Genomic DNA, 18,729 nt, shown 5'->3' on the forward strand with positions numbered 1-18,729 from the left:
CCGGTCAACCGTCCGTGCCGGTGGCCTGCTGCGCGGCGGCCTTCGCCACGAGCGTCGAGGCCTCCTGCCGGGCGGGCTCGTCGATCGCGTCGGCGAGGTGGGAGAGGTGCTCGGGGATCGCCCGGCCCCACTTGCGCATGGCCGTGGCGTAGAGGCGACCGGCACGGTAGCTCGACCGCACGAGCGGACCGGCCATGACGCCCTTGAAGCCGATCTCCTTCGCCAGGTCGCTCCAGTGGACGAACTCCTCGGGCTTGGCCCAGCGGTCGATCGGGTGGTGCAGCTTCGAGGGGCGCAGGTACTGGGTGATCGTGAGGATGTCGCAGCCGGCGTCGTGCAGGTCGCGGATGGCCTCCTCGATCTCGGCCTCCTCCTCGCCCATCCCGAGGATGAGGTTGGACTTGGTCACCAGCCCGTCGTCGCGGGCCATGGACAGCACCTTCAGGGACTTCTCGTAGGTGAAGGCGGGACGGATCGTGCGGAAGATCCGCGGCACCGTCTCGAGGTTGTGCGCGAAGACCTCCGGGCGGGCGTCGAAGACCTGCTGCACCAGCTCCGGCTTGGCCCCGAAGTCGGGCGGGAGGATCTCGACGCCGGTGTTGGGGTTGAGCGCGTGGATCTGGCGGATCGTCTCCGCGTACAGGCTGGCGGCCCCGTCGGGCTGGTCGTCACGGGCGACGCCGGTGACGGTGGAGTAGCGCAGACCCATCTCCTGCACCGACTCGGCGACACGCCGCGGCTCGTCCATGTCCAGGCTGGTCGGGCGACCGGTGGCGATGTCGCAGAAGTCGCAGCGACGGGTGCACACGTCACCACCGATGAGGAAGGTCGCCTCGCGGTCCTCCCAGCACTCGAAGATGTTGGGGCAGCCGGCCTCCTCGCACACGGTGTGCAGGCCCGCTCCGCTGACACGGCCCTTCATCGCGTTGAACTCGGGGCCCATCTTGGCAGTGGTCCGGATCCACTCCGGCTTGCGCTCGATGGGGGTCTCGGCATTGCGCGCCTCGACGCGCAGCAGACGACGTCCTTCGGGTGCGACGGTCACGCAACTCTCCTGGCACTGATCGACGGCCCGGGAGGTGGCCGGGCTCACTCCCAGCCTACGCCGCGGTCCCCCGGGGGGACGAACGGGTGGTCGTCAGCGCCCCTTCTGCAGGGCCTTCTCGATCGGCTTCGCCATGTACGGAGCCATCGTCCGCACGTACGTCGCCGACAGGTGGGACGAGTCGTAGTAGGTGATCACCCCACCGGTGACTCCGCGGCACCGGTCGGAGTCGCAGACCAGGTCGTCGAAGGTGACGTGGTCGACGCCCTCGCGATCGACGTTCTGCACCGCCTCGATCAACGGGTCCGGCTGGATCTTCCAGTCCTCGGGGGAGCCGGAGCACTCCTGGACGTCGTCCGGGTTCTCCGCCACGCACTCGGGTACGTCGATGCCCGGGTGGGTCGGGTCCTTGATGGCGAGCACGTCGGTGCCGGCGTCCGCCCAGGTGCGCAGGTAGCTCTCGTAGCCCTTGACGGCGGGCGGCCCGCTGTCGGCCTTGCTGTACCCCTCGATGGCAGCCGACTGGCGCTCGGAGGTGATCACGAGGTCGTACGCGTCGCCCTTCGTCTCGTCCAGGGCCCACTGGCCCCAGTCGTGGCAGTCCGAGGTCATCGTGTCGGTGTCGAACTCCTGCTTCGCGTCGGTCGCCGTGCACCGGGAGATGAGGTAGGTGTCGATCGTCCATCCCCTCTCCTTGCCCAGCTCACGCAACGCAGGCAGCCAGTGCCGGGCGTGGGAGTTGCCGACGAGGGCGATCCGGGTCTCCCCGGACCCGAAGGAGCAGGACAGTCGCTGGTCGTAGCTGCCCTGCGGGAAGCACTTCTTCTCGTCGATGTCGGCCTTGTCGTTCTTGGCCAGCTCCGGGCTCGGGACGATCTCCGCATCGGCGTCCACGTCACAGCTGTCGGCCCCCTTCGCCAGCGCGGCGGCTCCCAGGCACGGCGTCTCCTCGTGCTCCACCGCGGCGAGCTCCTCCTTGGCCGCCTCCTTGCGCACTCCCGTCTCGGTCCACTGCAGGGAGGCCAGGAGCACGACGGCGATCATCCCCACCGCGGAGAACTGGTAGCTGTACCGCACGGGTGCGTGCGAGGTGGCGAAGCGGAACCGGTCCTCGATGTGGACCTTGCTCGCCCCGGCGAGCACGAGGGTGGCCGCCAGGATGGCGGACTTGTCCAGGATGCCGAGGTCACCTCCGCTGACGTAGGGCACCAGGGCGATCAGCGGCCAGTGCCACAGGTAGACCGAGTAGGACACGTCACCGAGCCACTGGACGGGGCCGTTCTTCAGCAGTGCGGTGGGGGAGAGGCGGTGATCGGTGTCGGCGATGATCACCGCGCCGGCGCCCAGCACAGGCAGTACTGCGGCGGCGCCGGGGAAGGGGGTGGCAGAGGTGTACAGGGAAGCGGCGGCGAGGATCGCCGCGATCCCGACCCACGCCACGACGGCCCCCGTGGCACCGCCGGGCCTGCGGCTGCCCATGCTTGCCACGGTGGCGATGAGTCCGCCCATGGCGAGCTCCCACATGCGCGTGGGAGTGACGAAGTACGCGGCGGCCGGCTGGACGGCGGTGAACCACACGGAGAACGCGAAGGAGGAGAGGACCACGGCCGCGATCATGGTGCGGGTCAGGCGCATGCGGCGCTCGTCGTCGGTTCCACGGACGGCGTGGGCACCGAGGGAGCGCTGGCCGAGTCGCACGGCCACCCATGTGACGCCGAAGACCAGCAGCGGCCACACCAGGTAGAACTGCTCCTCCACCGACAGTGACCAGAAGTGCTGGACCGGGCTGGCCATGGCCCCGGCGTCCATGTAGTTGACCGAGCTGGAGGCCAGCGACCAGTTCTGCACGTAGAGGGTCGAGGCGATGATCTGCCGGGAGATCTCCTCCCAGGCGGTGCTCGGCGCGACCAGACGGGTCGCGACCGCGGTGGCCGCCAGCACCGTCAGTGCGGCCGGCAGCAGCCGGCGCAGCCGCCGTGCCCAGAACGCCCACAGGTCGTGGCCGGTGCGGGGCGGCTTCTTCAGCAGGTGGGTGGTGATGAGGTAGCCCGAGATCACCAGGAAGACGTCCACTCCCACGTACCCGCCGCTGACGGTCCCCGGCCAGAGGTGGAAGAGCACGACCAGGGCAACGGCAAGGGCGCGCAGTCCCTGGATGTCCTTGCGCAGGCCTGCCGGCTGGGCCACCGGTGTCGTGGATCGTCGTGGGGCCGTGGTGGCGGCGGTCATCCGCGGTGGTCCTTTGGTAGCGATCGGGGGCGGTCGGGCCTCGACGTTACCGTTTCGTTATATATTTGCCAGTCGGGTCCGTGTGACCCCACCCACACGCGCGGCGGCGGTCAGGCCCCCTTCGTCAGGGGCAGATCCTGGGTCATGACCTCGGTCAGGTGCGCCTTGGCCGAAGGGAGGATGTCGGCCACGGTGATCCGGCGCCCGGTCTCCAGGGCGAGTGTCGAGACCTCGGCGTCGGGGATGCCGCACGGGACGATCGTCTGGGTCCAGGACAGGTCGCAGTCCACGTTGAGGCTGAAGCCGTGCATCGCGACGTCGCGGGAGACCCGGATGCCGATCTGGCCGAGCTTGCGGTCCTGGGCACCGTCGGTGCCGGGCACCCAGATACCGGAGCGACCCGGCACGCGCGTGACGGTGACACCGACGTCCGCGGCGACGCGGATCATCATCTCCTCGAGTCGGCGCACATGGGCGATGACGTCGCGCCGGCCGGGCAGGTGTGCGATCGGGTAGCCGACGAGCTGGCCGGGGCCGTGCCAGGTGATCTTGCCGCCCCGGTCGACGTCGATGACCGGAGTGCCGTCCATCGGACGCTCGTGCGGCTCGGTTCGCTTGCCCGCGGTGTAGACCGCGGTGTGCTCCAGCAGCAGGGTCGTGTCCTCGAGGTCACCGGCGACGACCGCGGCGTGCACCTGCTTCTGGTGCTCCCAGGCGGTCAGGTAGTCGACGGTGTCGGGGGCGAAGCCGAGCTCCTCGAAGCGCATGGGCGTCAGCCTACGCCGAGGCCCGCACCCCCTCGGGTGGAGGTGCACGTGATGACGGCCCACCCCGGCGCGCCCCTCCACCCCGTGCTCAGCGGGGGAGCCGACGCGTGTCGAGGGGGGTCTCGACGGCGCGACCGTCATCCCCCTTCGCCACGACGTAGGCGCGCTTGCCGTCCTGCTCGGTGACGGCCTCGACCAGCTCCGTGCCCCGGTAGACCAGACCCACACCGTCGTCCGTGCAGTGCGTCTCGCCGAGCGTGCCGTCCTCGACGAGCGCGTGCACGGTCGGGCGGCGCCGTGCCTCGTTGTCGTAGTGCACGCCGCTGTCGTAGGGGAGCAGGGCGAGGCCGTTGGTGACCGCGCGCAGCTGTGGGCCGAAGGAGTCGGTCGTCCCTCCCCGGTACCAGCAGATCGAGCCGGCGCTGACACCCGCGAGCACGACTCCAACCTGCCACACCCGGGCGAGGATCTCGTCCAGGCCGTGCACCCGCCACACGGCGAGCAGGTTGGCGACCGATCCGCCGTTGACCCAGACGACGTCCTGGTCGAGCAGGTGGGCCTCCATGTCCTCGACGCTTGGCATGGGGAAGAGGTTGAGGTGCGTGATCTCGTACCCGGCGACGGCGCCGGCCTCGCTGAAGGCGGCGTTGAAGGGCCGCGGGTCACCGCTGGCCGTGCCCACCTGGCAGATCCGCGGCCGCGAGGACGTCCCCGACAGCTCCACCGCATGGTGGACGAGCCCGGCGAAGGCCAGATCACCCCGCTCGGGTCGGGCGTAGCCGCCGGAGGTGGCGAGGATCGTGGGGGCGTCGGCAGGCATGTCCGCAGACTAGGTGACGCGGGCCCCGTCGGCCGTTGCTGTGGAAAACTCCGCGGGCGGAATCGCGACCTGCGCCATCGTGGCTGCATGGACGAGATCCCTCCCGAGCTCCCCGGCTACCGCCCGACCGCGCTCCTGGGCACCGGTGCGACGTCCCGGGTGTGGCGAGCGAGGCGGATCCTCGACGACGAGCTCGTGGCCGTGAAGATCCTGCCCGGCGAGGCCGACGACGCGGCGGTGCGCGAGTTCAGCCTGCTGCAGCAGGCGGCGGGCGAGCACGTGGTCACCGTCCACGAGACCCTCGCCATCGACGGGCGCGACGGACCGGCGACGGCGCTCGTGCTCGAGCTGCTCTCGGGGGGAAGCCTCGGCCAGGTCGTGGCCGCCCGCGGCCACCTCACCCCGGGGGAGACGGTGACGATCATCGCCCCGGTCGCCCGGGCCCTCAGTGGCCTGCACGACCTCGGCGTCGTCCACGGCGACCTGAGCCCCGGCAACGTCCTGCTCACCTCCACCGGGCGGCCCGCACTCAGCGACCTCGGGTTCTCGCGCCTGACCGGCGAACCTCCCGGAGAGGTCCACGGCACCGACGGCTACGTCGCGCCCGAGGTCATCGAGGGCGACGAGCCGACCCGGAGCAGCGATGTCCACGCGCTCGGTGCGCTCGCGTGGTTGTGCCTGACCGGGGCCCCGCCCGGGCACGTCGTCGAGCGCGCCGACCTGCAGGCGCACGTCCCCGACACCCCGGAGCTGGTCAGCATGATCCAGCGGTGCCTCGACACCGACCCGACGGCGCGGCCGGAGGCCGACGAGGTCGCGCGAGCCGTCTTCGACTCCGTACCCGCCGAGCCGATCCGCATGACCTCGCCCGGCGATGTCGCCAGCAGCCTGACGCGCCGGATCCGCGAGTCGGCGCGCGCGGGGTCCCTCGTGGTGCCGGAGTGGCAACGGGAGCTGACGTCGCCGGTGGCGAGCACGCGTCGACGACGCTGGTGGCAGCGCCGACCGCGGGCGAAGGGGGTGTCCGCCCCTCCCCGGACGGCTCGCCACGCCTCGCCGAAGCCGGTCACGTCACCGGCCGCCCTTGGGTCTGTCCCGTCACCGGCGCGGACCCCGCTGAGTCGACCCCGCGCGATCGCCCGCGACGCAGCAGAACGGTCGGGGCCGGGACGGGTGCCGCTCCTCGTCGTCATCGGCGTCGGTCTCGTCCTCGCGGTGATCGTGCCCTGGCAGCTGGCCGGTGCCGGCGACGCCCAGGGGGAGTCCACCCCGCGGGCCGCGGTGTCCAGCGCCACCGAGGAGCAGGACACCGGCGTCGTGACCGACCGGTCGGCCCCGAGGACGTCACCGAATCAGCTGGCCCGTGAGCTGACCGGGATGCGCGAGCAGATGGTCCTCGACCTCGACCCCGACGTGCTGGAGCGGCTCGACGAGCCCGGTTCCCCGGCGGCCGAACGGGATCGGGGGCTCATCGAGATGCTCTCGGGCAGCGAGTCGCACTACCGCGGTGTCGACCTGGCTGTGCGGTCGGCCCACCTCGAGCGCTCCGCGGGACGGGTCGCGGTCCTGGGTGTGACCAGCGATGCCGACGCCTACACGGTCGTCGGACCGGAGGGGGAGGAGCAGCGACCGGCCACACACGGTCAGCAGGTCGAGCTCGTCCTCGTCTGGCACGAGGGGGCGTGGCGGGTGCGGGAGGTGCGCTGAGGATCAGTCGCGGGTGAAGAGCCAGTCCATCGCGTCCTCGAGTCGAGGGTGGGCGTGCTCGAAGCCGGCGCTCAGCAGGCGGTCGGGCAGGACCCGGGCGGAGGCCAGGGCCTCGTCCGCGAACTCGCCGAGGGCCAGGCGGATCGCCGCGCGCGGTGTCGGTACCACGGCCGGGCGGTGAAGCCGCGTGCCCAGGGCGCGGGCCAGGTCCCGCTGACGCACGGGATGGGGCGCGGTGACGTTGATCGGTCCGGTGATCGAGTCGTCCTCGATCAATCGGGTGTACGCGGCGACGACGTCTGCGAGGGTGATCCACGGCATCCACTGCCGACCCGAGCCGAGTGGACCGCCGAGGCCGAGCTTGCCGACACGAAGCATCGGAGTCAGGGCGCCGCCGGTCCGGGACAGGACGATGCCGGTGCGGGCGTGCGCCACGGGGATCCCTGCGTCCTTCGCCGGCGTCGTCGCGCCCTCCCAGTCACGGACGACGTCCGCCAGGAAGGTCGTGGCCGACGCGGATCGCTCGGTGAGGACCTCGTCGCCCCGGTCCCCGTAGATGCCGATCGCGGAGGCGGTGACCAGTCGGGTCGGCCCGGCACCCTCGGCGACCACCCGGGAGACCAGGTCCGTGCCGTCGACGCGTGAGGCATGGATGGTGGTCTTGTACTCCGGCGTCCAGCGGTGATCGCCGACCCCGGCACCGGCGAGGTGCACGACCGTGTCGACGGTCGCGAGGTGCCCGGGGGTGAGGTGACCTGACTCCGGGTTCCACCGACGCTCGTGTGGTGCGCTCGGTTCCCGGCGCACCAGGTGGATGACGTCGTGGCCCCCGTCGCGCAAGGAACGCGACAGCGCGCCGCCGATCAGACCGGAGGATCCGGTGATGGCGACGCGCTGTCGGGGTGCGGACATGTCAGGCCTCGAAGTTGCCCTCTTCAAGGCGGGCCTTGACGGTCCCGAGGAACCGGGCCGCGTCGGCGCCGTCGACGACCCGGTGGTCGTAGGACATCGCCAAGTACATCATCGAACGGATGGCGATGGTCTCGCCGCCGTCCTCCGAGTTGACGACGACCGGACGACGCACGATCGAGCCGGTGCCGAGCATGCCGACCTGCGGCTGGTTGAGGATCGGCGTGTCGAAGAGCGCCCCGCGGCTGCCGGTGTTGGTGATGGTGAAGGTGCCACCGGCCAGGTCGTCCGGCGTGATCTTCTTGCTGCGGGTGCGCTCGGCGACGTCCGCGATCGCGCGAGCGAGACCGGCGATGTTGAGGTCGCCGGCGTTCTTGACCACGGGGGTGATCAGACCGCCCTCGGTGTCCACGGCGATCGAGAGGTTCTCGTCCTTGTGGTAGACGATCTCCTCGTCCTCGACGCTCGCGTTGACGCCCGGGTGCGCCTTGAGCGCCTCGGCCGTCGCCAGGGCGATGAAGGGCAGGAAGGACAACTTCGTGCCCTCGCGGCGCTGGAACTCCGCCTTGGCCGCGTCACGAACGCGCGAGACCTTGGTCATGTCGACCTCGACGACCGTGGTCAGTTGGGCGCTGACCTGCAGCGACTCGACCATCCGCTTGGCGATGACCTTGCGCAGGCGTGACATCGGCTCACGGGTGCCGCGCTTGGACTGCGGGACGTTGGACTCCAGGCCCGCCGGGACGCTGCCACCGGAGGGTGCGGCCGGCGCGGACGCGGTCGGCGTCTCCTGTGCGGCGGGAGCGGACTCCTGCGGCTGGTTCTTGGCCTTGGCGGCGTCGAGGACGTCCTGCTTGCGGATGCGACCGCCGATACCGGTGCCCTCGACCTGCGCGAGGTCGATGTCGTTGTCCTTGGCCAGCTTGCGCACCAGCGGCGTGACGTAGGCGGCGGCGTCCGAGGACCCGCTGCTCGCCGGCGTGGACTCCTGCTTGGGGGCCTCCGCCTTCGGCTCGGGCGTGGACTCCTGCTTGGGGGCGTCGTCCTTCGGCTCGGGCGTGGACTCCTGCTTGGGGGCCTCCGCCTTCGGCTCGGGCGTGGACTCCTGCTTGGGGGCCTCCGCCTTCGGCTCGGGCGTGGACTCCTGCTTGGGGGCCGACCCGCCACCGGAACCACCGACGATCGCGAGGTCCGCGCCGACCTCGACGGTCTGGTCCTCCTCGGCGAGGATCGTGGTCAGGGTCCCGGCCACGGGGGAGGGGATCTCGGTGTCGACCTTGTCGGTGGAGACCTCGAGCAGCGGCTCGTCGACCTCGACCTCGTCGCCCTCGGCCTTCAGCCAGCGCGAGATGGTGCCCTCGGTCACCGACTCACCGAGAGCGGGCATCGAGACGGTCGTCCCGTCGCCACCGTCACCGGAGGACTCCTCCGCGGCCGGTGCGGGCTTCGACTCGTCCGCCTCGGTGTCCGACTCCTCGGAGGACTCGGACTGCGCCGGCTCCTCCTGGGCGTCGTCGGCGGGCTTCTCGGCGGGTGCCTCCTCGGACTCGGCCTCTGCGTCCTCGGACTCTGCGTCCTCGGACTCGCCGGCGGAGTCGTCACCCGACGAAGCCGGTGCGTCACCGTCGCCGATGACCGCGAGGTCGGCTCCGACCTCGATGGTGTCGTCCTCCTCGGCAAGGATCTCCTGGATCGTCCCCGCAACGGGCGAGGGGATCTCGGTGTCGACCTTGTCCGTGGAGACCTCGAGCAGAGGCTCATCCACCTCGACCGTGTCACCGACGTTCTTCAGCCATCGCGTCACGGTGCCCTCGGTCACGGACTCACCCAGCGCCGGCATGGTCACCCGCTCAGACATGCGCCTCTGCTCCTTCTATCGAGATGGGATACGTCACAGACTCTCACGAGTCCTGGTCCAGATGGTTCACGGGCTCGCCATGTGTCGGCCCGGTCCCGGCGGCGTCGGAGGACGGGACGAACCGCGGCCCGACGCATCCGCACCCGGGCACTGCCCGGGCCGGTGGAGCAGGTCTCGGTGCTCATGTCTCTCCGCGTCGCTCGTGGTGTTCCCGTACAGCCTATGCGTGCGCGTGCAGGGGATGCCCAGCAGCGAGCATGGCGGCTTCGCCGAGCGCCTCGCTCTGGGTGGGATGGGCGTGCACCATCGGGGCGATGTCCTCCGGGTGGGCCTCCCACCCGACGACCAGCTGGGCCTCGCTGATCAGCTCACTGGCGCCGAGGCCGATCATGTGCACACCGAGCACGGGGCCGTCCTTCTCACGCACCAGGGTGACCGATCCGCTGGTGCCCCGGATGAGGCTGCGGCCGTTGCCGCCGAGCGGGTAGGTGACGGTCTCGACCTCGTGGGCAGCCCCCTTGGCCTGGTCCGCAGTCAGCCCGACGGAGGCGATCTCCGGGTCGCAGTAGGTCACCTTGGGGATCGCCACGTCCTCGACCGGGGCGGGCTCGAGGCCGGCGATGTCCTCGGCCACGAAGATGCCGTGGGCGAAGCCGCGGTGCGCCAGCTGCACTCCCGGGACGAGGTCGCCGACCGCGCGCACGCCGTCGACGTTCGTGCGCAGTCGCTCGTCCGTGGGCACGAATCCACGATCGGTCTCGATCCCGGCATCCGCCAGGCCGATGCCCTCGCTGCGCGGGCCACGCCCGACGGCGACGAGCACGAGGTCGACCTCCAGCGGGTCGCCCTCCTCCAGGTGGACGACGGCCCGCGAGTCGTCGGCCTCGACCGAGGCGACCCTGGTGGAGGCGAGCGTCTTGATCTTGCGCTTGGTGAACTCCCGGGTGAGTTGCTTGGAGACTGCCGGCTCCTCGGCCGCGACGATCCGGTCGAGCGCCTCGACGATCGTCACCTCGGCACCGAAGCTGCGCAGCATCGAGGCGAACTCCACCCCGATGACGCCGCCACCGAGGACCGCCACCCGCTGCGGGATCTCGGTGAGGCTCATCGCCTGGTCGCTCGTCATCACCCGCGGTCCGAGCTCGATGCCCGGGAGGGTCTTCGCGTAGGAGCCGGTGGCCAGCACGACGGTCGTCCCGATGACCTCACGGGTCCCCTCGGGGGTATCGACGGAGACGGTGTGCGCATCCACGAGGTGTCCCCGGCCGGTGACGACCTCGATGTCGGCCTGCCCGATGAGTCCGGTCAGGCCCTTGTACAGCTGCCCGACGATCTTGTCCTTGCGGGCGTGCATCGCCTCGGTGTCGATCCCCTCGAAGGTCGTGCGCACCCCGTGCGCGGCGCCGCTGCGTGCCCCGTCGGCGATCTCCGCCGCGTGCAGCAGCGCCTTGGTCGGGATGCACCCGCGGTGCAGGCAGGTCCCGCCGATCTTGTCCTCCTCGATGAGCGCGACCTTCAGGTCGAGCTGCGCGGCGCGCAGGGCGCAGGCGTAGCCACCGCTGCCGGCGCCGAGGATGACGAGGTCGAAGGGGGACGAGGTCGAGGTCGTGGGGTCGGCCACGGGGTGCTCCTTTGGATGGACTGTGTCCGGGGTCACGGACGACCCCTAGCGTAAGGGTCGGCGATGCCTGCGGACGAGCGCACGCAGGGTGGGGGGTCGGCCTGGCTCAGGCCGAAGCCCGCACGGTGCACCCGGGTGAGGGATGCACACTGTCGTGCGGACTTCGCGCCAAGGGCCACCCCCGACCCTGCGGGAGCGGAGGCTGCCGGATGGCTGTGCCCCGGATCAGGCCAGCGAAGCGAGGTGCTCCAGCAGGGTCCCGACGGCGACGCCGGTGCCGCCCTTGGGCACATGGCCCCACGGGCTGCCCTCGTTGAAGGAGGGCCCGGCGATGTCCAGGTGGGCCCAGGGGATGTTCTCCCCCTTCGCGTCCTTGGCGAACTCCTGCAGGAACAGGCCGGCGGTCAGGGCACCGCCCATGCGATCCCCCTTGTGGGCGATGTCGGCGACGGCGGAGTCGAGCGTGGCGCGCAGGTCGGTCGGCAGCGGCAGCGGCCAGCTCGGCTCGTCGGCACGCTCGGCGGCGCTGGTGATCGACTGCCGGACCGTGTCGTCGTTGCTCATGACGCCGAAGATCTTCGGGCCGAGCGCGACGACGCAGGCACCCGTGAGGGTGGCGACGTCGAGGATCTGGTCGGGACCGGACTCGGCCGCCAGGGCCATGCCGTCGGCGAGGACCATGCGGCCCTCGGCGTCGGTGTCCAGGATCTCCACGGTCGTGCCGTTGCGCATGGTGACGACGTCGCTGGGCCGCTGGGCGTTGGCGCCGGGCATGTTCTCCGCGAGGCAGAGGTAGCCGGTGACGGCGACCGGCAGACCGAGCTCGGCAGCGGCGACGACGGTCGCGGCGACGGCGGCGGCGCCGGCCATGTCGGACTTCATCGTCAGCATGCCCGCGGAGGGCTTGAGGCACACGCCGCCGGTGTCGAAGGTGATGCCCTTGCCGACCAGCGCGACGTGCGGGGCCTTCTTCGAACGGGGCGTGTAGCTCAGGGTGACGATCCGCGGCGGACGCGTGCTGCCCTGACCGACACCGGTGATGCCGCCGAAGCCGCCCTCGGCCAGTGCCTTCTCGTCGAGCACCTTGACCGTGAGCTTGCCCGGGGAGGCCTTCGCGACATGCTGCACGGTCTCGGTGAAGGACTGCGGGTAGAGCAGGTTCGGTGCGGTGTTGACCAGGTCCCGGGCCCAGGAGACGTTGCGCGCGACGGTGGTCGCGTGCTCGATGACGTCCTTCGGGGAGGACTTGCGGTCGAGGTCGGAGAAGACCGTGATCTCGCGCTCGGCACTCTCGTCGTCGGCGGACTTGTGCGCGGTGAAGCTGTAGGCGCCCGAGGCGGCGCCCTCGGCGATCGCGGCCAGCCCTGCCGCGTCGTCGTGGGGCAGGGCGAGCGCGACGGATCCCTTGCCGGCACTGCGGACGGCGGCACCGGCAGCGCGACGAAGGGCGTCGGTACCGATGACCCCGTCGGTTGCGTCGGTCGGACCGAGGCCGACGAGCACGACCTTGTCCGCCTTGAGGCCGGGGACGGCCGGGACGATCGTCGTGGTGGCGACCTTGGCGTCGAGGTCGAGTGAGGGCAGGACGGCGTCCAGGTGCTTCGCAGCGGTCTTCGGCACGGCGGACGAGGCGCGCACGGCCACCTCGTCCCCGGAGCCGACGACGCCGATCACCAGGGATCGCCCGGACCAGGCGGAGTAGGAGCGGGTGCCGAGCATCAACGAGGTCACGTCGAGGGAACCTTTCGGTCGGGTCGTGGTGGTTGTACCGGCAAGGCTATCCCGTAGCGCGAGACGGTAGCGTTCGTCACATGAGCGAAACCTCCGCACTGCGCACGTCACCGATCCATGACCGGCACGTCGCCCTCACGGCCAAGATGGCGGACTTCGGCGGCTGGGAGATGCCGATCGAGTACCCCGGTGGCGGCGTCGTCGCCGAGCACGCGGCCGTCCGTGAGCGGGTCGGCCTCTTCGACGTCAGCCACCTGGGCAAGGTCTTCATCCGGGGCGAGGGCGCGGCCGAGCTGGTCAACACGACGCTGACGAACGACCTCACCCGGATCGGTCCCGGGCAGGCGCAGTACACGATGTGCTGCGACGAGTCGGGCGGTGTCATCGACGACCTCATCATCTACCTGCGCGGTGTCGGCGACCTCTTCCTCATGCCCAATGCGGCGAACTCCGCCACGGTCGTCGACAAGCTGCGCGCCGAAGCCCCCGAGGGCGTCGAGGTCGAGGACCATCACGACGACTTCGCCGTCCTCGCCGTCCAGGGACCCAGGAGCGACGAGGTCCTCACGGCGCTCGACCTGCCCATCGACCACGACTTCATGTCCTACGACACCGCCCGGTGGCGCGACCACGAGCTGACGGTCTGCCGCACCGGCTACACGGGGGAGCGAGGCTACGAGCTCGTCGCACCCGCCGCTGCCGGCCTCGAGCTGTGGGACGCGCTCGTCGAGGCGATGGCCCCGTACGAGGGCCTGCCCTGCGGTCTCGGCGCGCGCGACACGCTGCGCACCGAGATGGGCTACCCGCTGCACGGCAACGACCTCAGCCCGCAGATCACCCCCGTCATGGCCCGCGCCGCGTGGGCGGTCGGCTGGGACAAGGAGCGCTTCTGGGGCAAGGACGCGCTCGTCAGCCAGCGCGTGGCCAAGTCTTCACGCCTGTTGCGTGGCGCCACGGTGACCGGTCGCGGCATCCCGCGCCCCGGGTGTGCCGTTCGCGACAGCGAGGGCACCGAGGTCGGGGTGGTCACCTCCGGCACCTTCAGCCCGACGCTCAAGCAGGGCATCGCGCTGATCCTGGTCGACCGGGTCGTCACCTGGGGCGACGCGATCGTCATCGACGTGCGCGGTCGCGACGTCGCTGCCACGGTGACCAAGCCCCCCTTCGTCGAGGTGCAGGCGACGTCATGACCGACGCATTCCGCTGGCGACTCGAGGACGCCACGGGCCAGACGCTGGCCGATCGTCCCGAGCACTCCGTGCCCTTCCCGACCCAGGCGGACGCCGAGGCGTGGTTCGCCGAGTCGTGGGAGGACCTGGCCGAGGCCGGTGTCGCCCAGGTGAGCCTGCTGCGTGAGGCCGAGCTCGTCTACGGGCCGATGCCCCTGTCCGCCGAGTAGCGCCGCTCGCACGAAGGGCCGCACCTGCTCGAGCAGGTGCGGCCCTTCGTGCGTGCGGGGTCGGTCCGGTCAGACCTTCGCGCCCCGCTCGACCTTCGGCTTGGGTAGGCGGGTACGGCGCATCTGGAAGGCGCGCATCGCCTGGTACATCCCGACGCCACGCAGCTCGGTGTCCTCACCGAACCGCGCGAGGATCTTGGGCTTGGTGCGGCGCCACAGGAGCCAGACGTCGATGATTGCGATGATGATCAGCACGTAGACGGCGAGGAAGACGAATGTCGCCCACTCGCCGGCGAAGAGGCTGAGGACGAGGACCGCGAGCATCAGCGGCAGCAGCAGCTCCCCCAGGCTCCAGCGCGCGTCGACGACGTCGCGGGCATAGCGGCGGACGGGTCCCTTGTCGCGTGGGGGCAGGTGCCGGTCGTCGCCGGTGACCATCGCCTGGCGCACCTTCTGGCCCTGGGCGCGACGGGCCTCCCGGTCGGCGGCCTTGGCGGCCTTGCGGTCGTTCTGCACGAGGGGTCGCTTGCGGGCCGCCTCCTGGTCCTTGCGCTTGGGAGTCGGTCGGTTCTTCGCCCCCTCGCGGTGCTGGTGGTCCTGCTCCGGGGCGGCGGCCTTGTCATCCTTCTTGCGTCCGAACACGAGGTGCACTCTAGGCGCACGGCCTGCGGCAGTGGTCGTCGGCCGTACGCGATAGCGTCGGAGCCGTGACCGACACCACTCTCACCGCAGACCAGATCGAGACCCTGCGCGGCCGCGTCCGCGAGCTGATGCCGCAGGTGCGCGCCGACCTCGAGGACCTCACCCGGATCCCGAGTGTCAGCCTCGACTCCTTCGACCAGGCCACCGTGCAGGCCTCCGCCGAGCGCACCGCGCAGCTGTTGCGCGCGGAGGGCCTCGACGTCGAGATCGTCAGCGAAGGGGGACGCCCCGCCGTGATCGGGCACATCAACGGCCCGGAGGGCGCGCCCACCGTCCTGCTCTACGCGCACCACGACGTCCAGCCGCCCGGCAACCGCGAGGACTGGGACACCGACCCCTTCGAGCCGACCGAGGTCGACGGGCGCCTCTACGGCCGCGGCGCGGCAGACGACAAGGCCGGGGTCATGGCGCACATCGCCGCCCTGCGCGCCCACTCGGGCGAGCTGCCCGTGGGTGTCACGGTCTTCGTCGAGGGCGAGGAGGAGATCGCCAGCGAGTCACTGCCGCGGATCCTGCAGCGCCACGGCGACAAGCTGACCTCGGACGCGATCGTCCTCGCGGACTCGCTCAACTGGGCCATCGGGACGCCCGCGCTGACGACCACGCTGCGCGGCTCCCTTCGTGCCGTCGTCACCGTGCGCACCCTGGACCACGGCGTGCACTCGGGCATGTTCGGCGGGGCCTGCCCCGACGCGATCACCGCACTGTGCCGCCTGATGGCCACGCTCCACGACGACCAGGGTGACGTCGCGATCGAGGGGCTCGTGCACACCGACGCTCCGGAGATCGACTACGACGAGGCCCGGTTGCGTGAGGAGTCCGGCCTGCTGGAGGGCACCGAGCTGATCGGCACCGGCTCGATCCCCTCGCGGTTGTGGACCAAGCCGGCCGCCGTCGTCATCGGCATCGACGCCCCGAGCGTCGACGAGGCGGGCAACGTGCTCAACGCCGGTGCGAGCGCCAAGATCAACCTGCGCCTCAACCCGACCCAGGACCCGCAGCAGGCGTGGGCGCTGCTGCAGAAGCACCTGCAGGAGCACGCTCCGTGGGGCGCCACCGTCGAGGTCGAGCTCGACGAGCAGGGCTGGGGCTTCGCCGCCGACGCCGAGGGTCCGATCTACGACCAGGCTCGCGCCGCCTTCGCCGACGCGTGGGGCACCGACCCGGTCGACGTGGGCATCGGCGGCTCGATCCCCTTCGTGCAGGCCTTCGCGGAGAAGTTCCCCGACGCGGCGATCCTCGTCACCGGCGTCGAGGACCCGGACACCCGCGCCCACGGTGCCAACGAGTCACTGCACCTGGGGGAGTTCGAGAAGGTCTGCACAGCCGAGGCGTTGCTGCTCGCCCGTCTGGGCGCCATGCGTGCCTGAGGACTGAGCGCTGCCGCAGAGCGCCGAGTGGATCGACGAGCTGCACCGCAGCCGGACCGACGAGCCGGGCCGGTCCCGCCTGGGGTGGCTGACGAGCCGACGCGAGCATCAGGGGGCGATGGCGTCGAGCTCGGCGACGTCCTGTTCCGTGAGGGAGATGCTGGCGCCGGTGACGTTCTCGCGCAGGTGCGCGACCTTCGAGGTTCCGGGGATGAGGAGGATGTTCTCCGAGCGCTGCAGCAACCAGGCAAGGGCGACAGCCGTTGGGGTCGCCTCCAGCCGGGTTGCCACAGCGCTGAGGGCACCGGCGTGGAGCCCGGTGAACCCGCCGAGGGGGAGGTAGGGGACGTAGGCGATGGTGTCGGCGGCGAGGTCATCGATCAGCTGGTCGTCCCACCGGCTGGCGAGGTTGTACAGGTTCTGCACGCAGACGATCGGTGTCACCGCGCGGGCCCGGGCAACCTGCTCCGCGGCGACGTTGCTGACTCCGAGCTGGCCGATCAGTCCCTCCTGCTGGAGTCCGGCGAGGGTCTCCATGGCCTCGACGATCGCGCCCGACCGGGGGTCGTTGTCGTCGCCCATGCGCATGTTCACCAGGTCGAGGCGTTCGGCGCCCAGGGACTCGAGGTTCTCGTGCACCTGCTGGCGCAGATCAGCGGGGGTGCACGCGGTCGGCCAGCCTCCCGTGGCGTCGCGGTTCACGCCGACCTTGGTCGCGATCAGCACCGACTCCGGATAGGGGTGCAGCGCCTCACGGATCACCTCGTTGGTGACCCGTGGACCGTAGGCGTGGCTGGTATCGATGTGCGTGACACCCTGTGCGACCGCCTCGCGCAGCACCGCGATCGCGCCGTCATGGTCCGCTGGCGGCCCCATCGCCCCGGGCCCCGCGAGCCGCATCGCCCCGTAGCCGAAGCGGGTGACGGTCCGGTCACCGAGGTTCCAGGTGCCGCCGGGGGGCGTGGTCGACCCAGTGGTCATCATGTCGTGCCTTCCTGGGTGGGATCAGGGTCATCCCCTGCGCTCTCGGGGCGAGGCTACCGACGGCGTCGGAGAAGGGGGAGACTGACCGCATGCCAGCGCTCACCGCCGTCCACGGGGACATCACCACGCAGCAGGTTGACGCGATCGTCAACGCAGCGAACTCCGCAATGCGCGGAGGCGGGGGAGTGGACGGGGCGATCCACCGCGCCGGCGGGCCGGCAGTGCTGCAGGAGTGCATCGAGCGCTTTCCCGACGGCCTGCCCACCGGTGAGGCGGGCTGGACGACCGCCGGTGACCTCCCTTCGCGCTGGGTGATCCACACGGTCGGGCCGAACCACCGCGCCGGGCAGACCGACCGCTCGCTGCTGACCTCGTGCTACCGGCGCAGCCTCGAGGTCGCCGACGAGCTCGGGGCGCGCAGCGTTGCCTTCCCGCTCATCAGTGCCGGGATCTACGGCTGGCCCAAGGAGGACGCGATCGCTGCGGCGGTCGAGACGCTCGCCACGGCTGAGACGCAGGTGGCCGACGTGCGGATCGTGGCCTTCGACGAGGCGACCTTCGCGCAGGTCTCGCGGGGCCTGGGCTGACCTCAGGTGCTGGGCATGCGGACCACGACCGAGCCGACCTTCCGCCCGGTGTCGACCCAGGCGTAGGCCTCCCGCAGATCAGCGAAGTCGTGGGTGCGGTCGACGACGGGCCGGTAGGCGCCCTGCGTCATCAGCTCGGCCACGTGGGCGGCCAGGGCCGCGTCGCCACTGGGGTAGGGGAAGCGCACGTGTCGGCGCCCCAGCCTGCGGGTGACCGGTCCGATCGCGGCGAGCCCGAGGTTCTGGCCCCCTCGGCCGAGCTCGGAGGAGCTGTAGCTGCCGCCGGGCCGCAGCAGGGGCCGGCCGGTGGCGAAGGGGAGGTGCCCGGTCGCGTCGATGACCGCGTCGAACCCCCCGCCGGCGGAGCGCAGGTCGGTGCCCTCGGAGAGGTCGATGACGTGGGCTGCCCCGAGTTCCTCGAGGAGGTCCGGGTGCGCGGTGGGACGTCGGTCGCACACGGCCGTGACCTCGACGCCCTCGGCACGCAGCAGCTGGACGAGCGCGGTGCCGATGGTGCCGGTGGCGCCGTGCACGAGCGCGCGGTGGCCGCGGCCCAGACCGGTCACCCGCAGGAAGGCGTGCGCGTAGAAGGCCCCCTCCATCGCCGGTGCCGCGGCCTCCACCTCCATCCCGGCCGGTACGGGTGCGATGAGCCCGTCCGCGGCGACGACGAGCAGCTCGGCGTGCGCCCCCGGTCTCCCGTCGACGAAGCCGAAGACCCGTTCCCCCTCCGCCCAGCGGGTCACGCCCTTGCCGAGAGCGGCGACGGTGCCGGCGTACTCGGAGCCCAGGATCTGCACCCGCGGGCGCGGCCACCCGCAGACGACCCGGTTGATCCACGGCCGACCGGACCGGTACGCGCAGTCGGTGCGGTTGACGGTGGTCGCGTGCACGCGCACGAGGACCTCACCGGAGCCGGGGGAAGGAGTGGGCACGTCGCGGATCTCGACGACCTCGGGGCCGCCGTACCGGCGTCTTGTCGCTGCGCGCACCCGAGCAT

Annotated in this window: 16 protein-coding genes; 5 read left to right on the forward strand and 11 right to left on the reverse strand. The window is 71.3% G+C overall.

Annotated elements, in window-relative coordinates:
- Positions 1 to 4 precede the first annotated feature (4 nt).
- The 4 genes from lipA to V1351_RS06620 all read right to left on the reverse strand — a co-directional run bounded on the left by lipA (position 5) and on the right by V1351_RS06620 (position 4,861).
- Positions 5 to 1,045, reverse strand: a complete 1,041-nt coding sequence (lipA, locus tag V1351_RS06605; RefSeq protein WP_338751912.1) for a lipoyl synthase — start codon at positions 1,043 to 1,045, stop codon at positions 5 to 7.
- A 93-nt stretch (positions 1,046 to 1,138) separates the two neighbouring features.
- A complete protein-coding gene (locus V1351_RS06610) occupies positions 1,139 to 3,274 on the reverse strand; it encodes an acyltransferase family protein (protein ID WP_338751914.1) in 2,136 nt (711 codons plus the stop codon).
- Between the two features lie 110 nt (positions 3,275 to 3,384).
- Complete coding sequence (gene lipB / locus V1351_RS06615; RefSeq protein ID WP_338751916.1) at positions 3,385 to 4,041, reverse strand: lipoyl(octanoyl) transferase LipB; 657 nt, start codon at positions 4,039 to 4,041, stop codon at positions 3,385 to 3,387.
- Positions 4,042 to 4,129: 88 nt separating this feature from the next.
- Positions 4,130 to 4,861 (reverse strand): peptidase E, encoded by a 732-nt coding sequence (locus V1351_RS06620; protein WP_338751918.1) that lies wholly within the window; start codon positions 4,859 to 4,861, stop codon positions 4,130 to 4,132.
- A gap of 87 nt (positions 4,862 to 4,948) precedes the next feature.
- Between V1351_RS06620 and V1351_RS06625 the strand changes: the two genes are divergently transcribed.
- On the forward strand, positions 4,949 to 6,568 hold the full coding sequence (locus tag V1351_RS06625; RefSeq protein ID WP_338751920.1) for a serine/threonine-protein kinase: 1,620 nt from the start codon (positions 4,949 to 4,951) through the stop codon (positions 6,566 to 6,568).
- A 3-nt stretch (positions 6,569 to 6,571) separates the two neighbouring features.
- Here the strand turns inward: V1351_RS06625 and V1351_RS06630 are convergent, their stop codons facing one another.
- From V1351_RS06630 to V1351_RS06645, 4 genes are all read right to left on the reverse strand, one after another.
- Positions 6,572 to 7,480, reverse strand: a complete 909-nt coding sequence (locus tag V1351_RS06630; RefSeq protein ID WP_338751922.1) for a TIGR01777 family oxidoreductase — start codon at positions 7,478 to 7,480, stop codon at positions 6,572 to 6,574.
- A gap of 1 nt (position 7,481) precedes the next feature.
- Positions 7,482 to 9,335, reverse strand: coding sequence for a 2-oxoglutarate dehydrogenase, E2 component, dihydrolipoamide succinyltransferase (sucB, locus tag V1351_RS06635; protein ID WP_338751924.1), 1,854 nt, complete (start codon positions 9,333 to 9,335; stop codon positions 7,482 to 7,484).
- 220 nt (positions 9,336 to 9,555) lie between these two features.
- Positions 9,556 to 10,956 (reverse strand): dihydrolipoyl dehydrogenase, encoded by a 1,401-nt coding sequence (gene lpdA / locus V1351_RS06640; RefSeq protein ID WP_338751926.1) that lies wholly within the window; start codon positions 10,954 to 10,956, stop codon positions 9,556 to 9,558.
- A 225-nt stretch (positions 10,957 to 11,181) separates the two neighbouring features.
- On the reverse strand, positions 11,182 to 12,687 hold the full coding sequence (locus V1351_RS06645) for a leucyl aminopeptidase (RefSeq protein WP_338751928.1): 1,506 nt from the start codon (positions 12,685 to 12,687) through the stop codon (positions 11,182 to 11,184).
- An 80-nt stretch (positions 12,688 to 12,767) separates the two neighbouring features.
- On the opposite strand from V1351_RS06645, the gene gcvT reads away from it, so the two are divergent.
- Positions 12,768 to 13,877: a glycine cleavage system aminomethyltransferase GcvT gene (gene gcvT / locus V1351_RS06650; protein WP_338751930.1), complete on the forward strand. Its 1,110-nt coding sequence runs from the start codon at positions 12,768 to 12,770 to the stop codon at positions 13,875 to 13,877.
- On the forward strand, positions 13,874 to 14,086 hold the full coding sequence (locus tag V1351_RS06655) for a hypothetical protein (RefSeq protein ID WP_338751932.1): 213 nt from the start codon (positions 13,874 to 13,876) through the stop codon (positions 14,084 to 14,086). Before gcvT ends, V1351_RS06655 begins: the two co-directional genes overlap by 4 nt.
- A gap of 69 nt (positions 14,087 to 14,155) precedes the next feature.
- Here the strand turns inward: V1351_RS06655 and V1351_RS06660 are convergent, their stop codons facing one another.
- Positions 14,156 to 14,728 carry a DUF3043 domain-containing protein gene (locus V1351_RS06660; RefSeq protein WP_338751934.1) on the reverse strand — a complete coding sequence of 191 codons (573 nt, stop codon included), beginning with the start codon at positions 14,726 to 14,728 and terminating at the stop codon, positions 14,156 to 14,158.
- Positions 14,729 to 14,793: 65 nt separating this feature from the next.
- On the opposite strand from V1351_RS06660, the gene V1351_RS06665 reads away from it, so the two are divergent.
- Positions 14,794 to 16,158 carry a dipeptidase gene (locus V1351_RS06665; protein ID WP_338751936.1) on the forward strand — a complete coding sequence of 455 codons (1,365 nt, stop codon included), beginning with the start codon at positions 14,794 to 14,796 and terminating at the stop codon, positions 16,156 to 16,158.
- A 108-nt stretch (positions 16,159 to 16,266) separates the two neighbouring features.
- Here V1351_RS06665 and V1351_RS06670 read toward each other — a convergent pair whose 3' ends face one another.
- A complete protein-coding gene (locus tag V1351_RS06670) occupies positions 16,267 to 17,139 on the reverse strand; it encodes an oxidoreductase (protein ID WP_338752475.1) in 873 nt (290 codons plus the stop codon).
- Between the two features lie 92 nt (positions 17,140 to 17,231).
- Here V1351_RS06670 and V1351_RS06675 point away from each other — a divergent pair, with 92 nt between their 5' ends.
- On the forward strand, positions 17,232 to 17,729 hold the full coding sequence (locus tag V1351_RS06675; RefSeq protein ID WP_338751938.1) for an O-acetyl-ADP-ribose deacetylase: 498 nt from the start codon (positions 17,232 to 17,234) through the stop codon (positions 17,727 to 17,729).
- A 2-nt stretch (positions 17,730 to 17,731) separates the two neighbouring features.
- Here V1351_RS06675 and V1351_RS06680 read toward each other — a convergent pair whose 3' ends face one another.
- Complete coding sequence (locus tag V1351_RS06680; RefSeq protein WP_338751941.1) at positions 17,732 to 18,721, reverse strand: quinone oxidoreductase family protein; 990 nt, start codon at positions 18,719 to 18,721, stop codon at positions 17,732 to 17,734.
- Positions 18,722 to 18,729 lie beyond the last annotated feature (8 nt).

This window comes from Janibacter sp. A1S7 (assembly GCF_037198315.1).
Lineage (GTDB): Bacteria > Actinomycetota > Actinomycetes > Actinomycetales > Dermatophilaceae > Janibacter > Janibacter alittae.

Excerpts from the sequence above, each read along its gene's own strand:
- V1351_RS06610 (WP_338751914.1), bottom strand. The coding sequence starts at position 3,274 with ATGACCGCCGCCACCACGGCCCCACGACGATCCACGACACCGGTGGCC.
- lipB (WP_338751916.1), bottom strand. The coding sequence starts at position 4,041 with ATGCGCTTCGAGGAGCTCGGCTTCGCCCCCGACACCGTCGACTACCTG.
- V1351_RS06620 (WP_338751918.1), bottom strand. The coding sequence starts at position 4,861 with ATGCCTGCCGACGCCCCCACGATCCTCGCCACCTCCGGCGGCTACGCC.
- V1351_RS06625 (WP_338751920.1), top strand. The coding sequence starts at position 4,949 with ATGGACGAGATCCCTCCCGAGCTCCCCGGCTACCGCCCGACCGCGCTC.
- V1351_RS06630 (WP_338751922.1), bottom strand. The coding sequence starts at position 7,480 with ATGTCCGCACCCCGACAGCGCGTCGCCATCACCGGATCCTCCGGTCTG.
- sucB (WP_338751924.1), bottom strand. The coding sequence starts at position 9,335 with ATGTCTGAGCGGGTGACCATGCCGGCGCTGGGTGAGTCCGTGACCGAG.
- gcvT (WP_338751930.1), top strand. The coding sequence starts at position 12,768 with ATGAGCGAAACCTCCGCACTGCGCACGTCACCGATCCATGACCGGCAC.
- V1351_RS06655 (WP_338751932.1), top strand. The coding sequence starts at position 13,874 with ATGACCGACGCATTCCGCTGGCGACTCGAGGACGCCACGGGCCAGACG.
- V1351_RS06670 (WP_338752475.1), bottom strand. The coding sequence starts at position 17,139 with ATGACCACTGGGTCGACCACGCCCCCCGGCGGCACCTGGAACCTCGGT.
- V1351_RS06675 (WP_338751938.1), top strand. The coding sequence starts at position 17,232 with ATGCCAGCGCTCACCGCCGTCCACGGGGACATCACCACGCAGCAGGTT.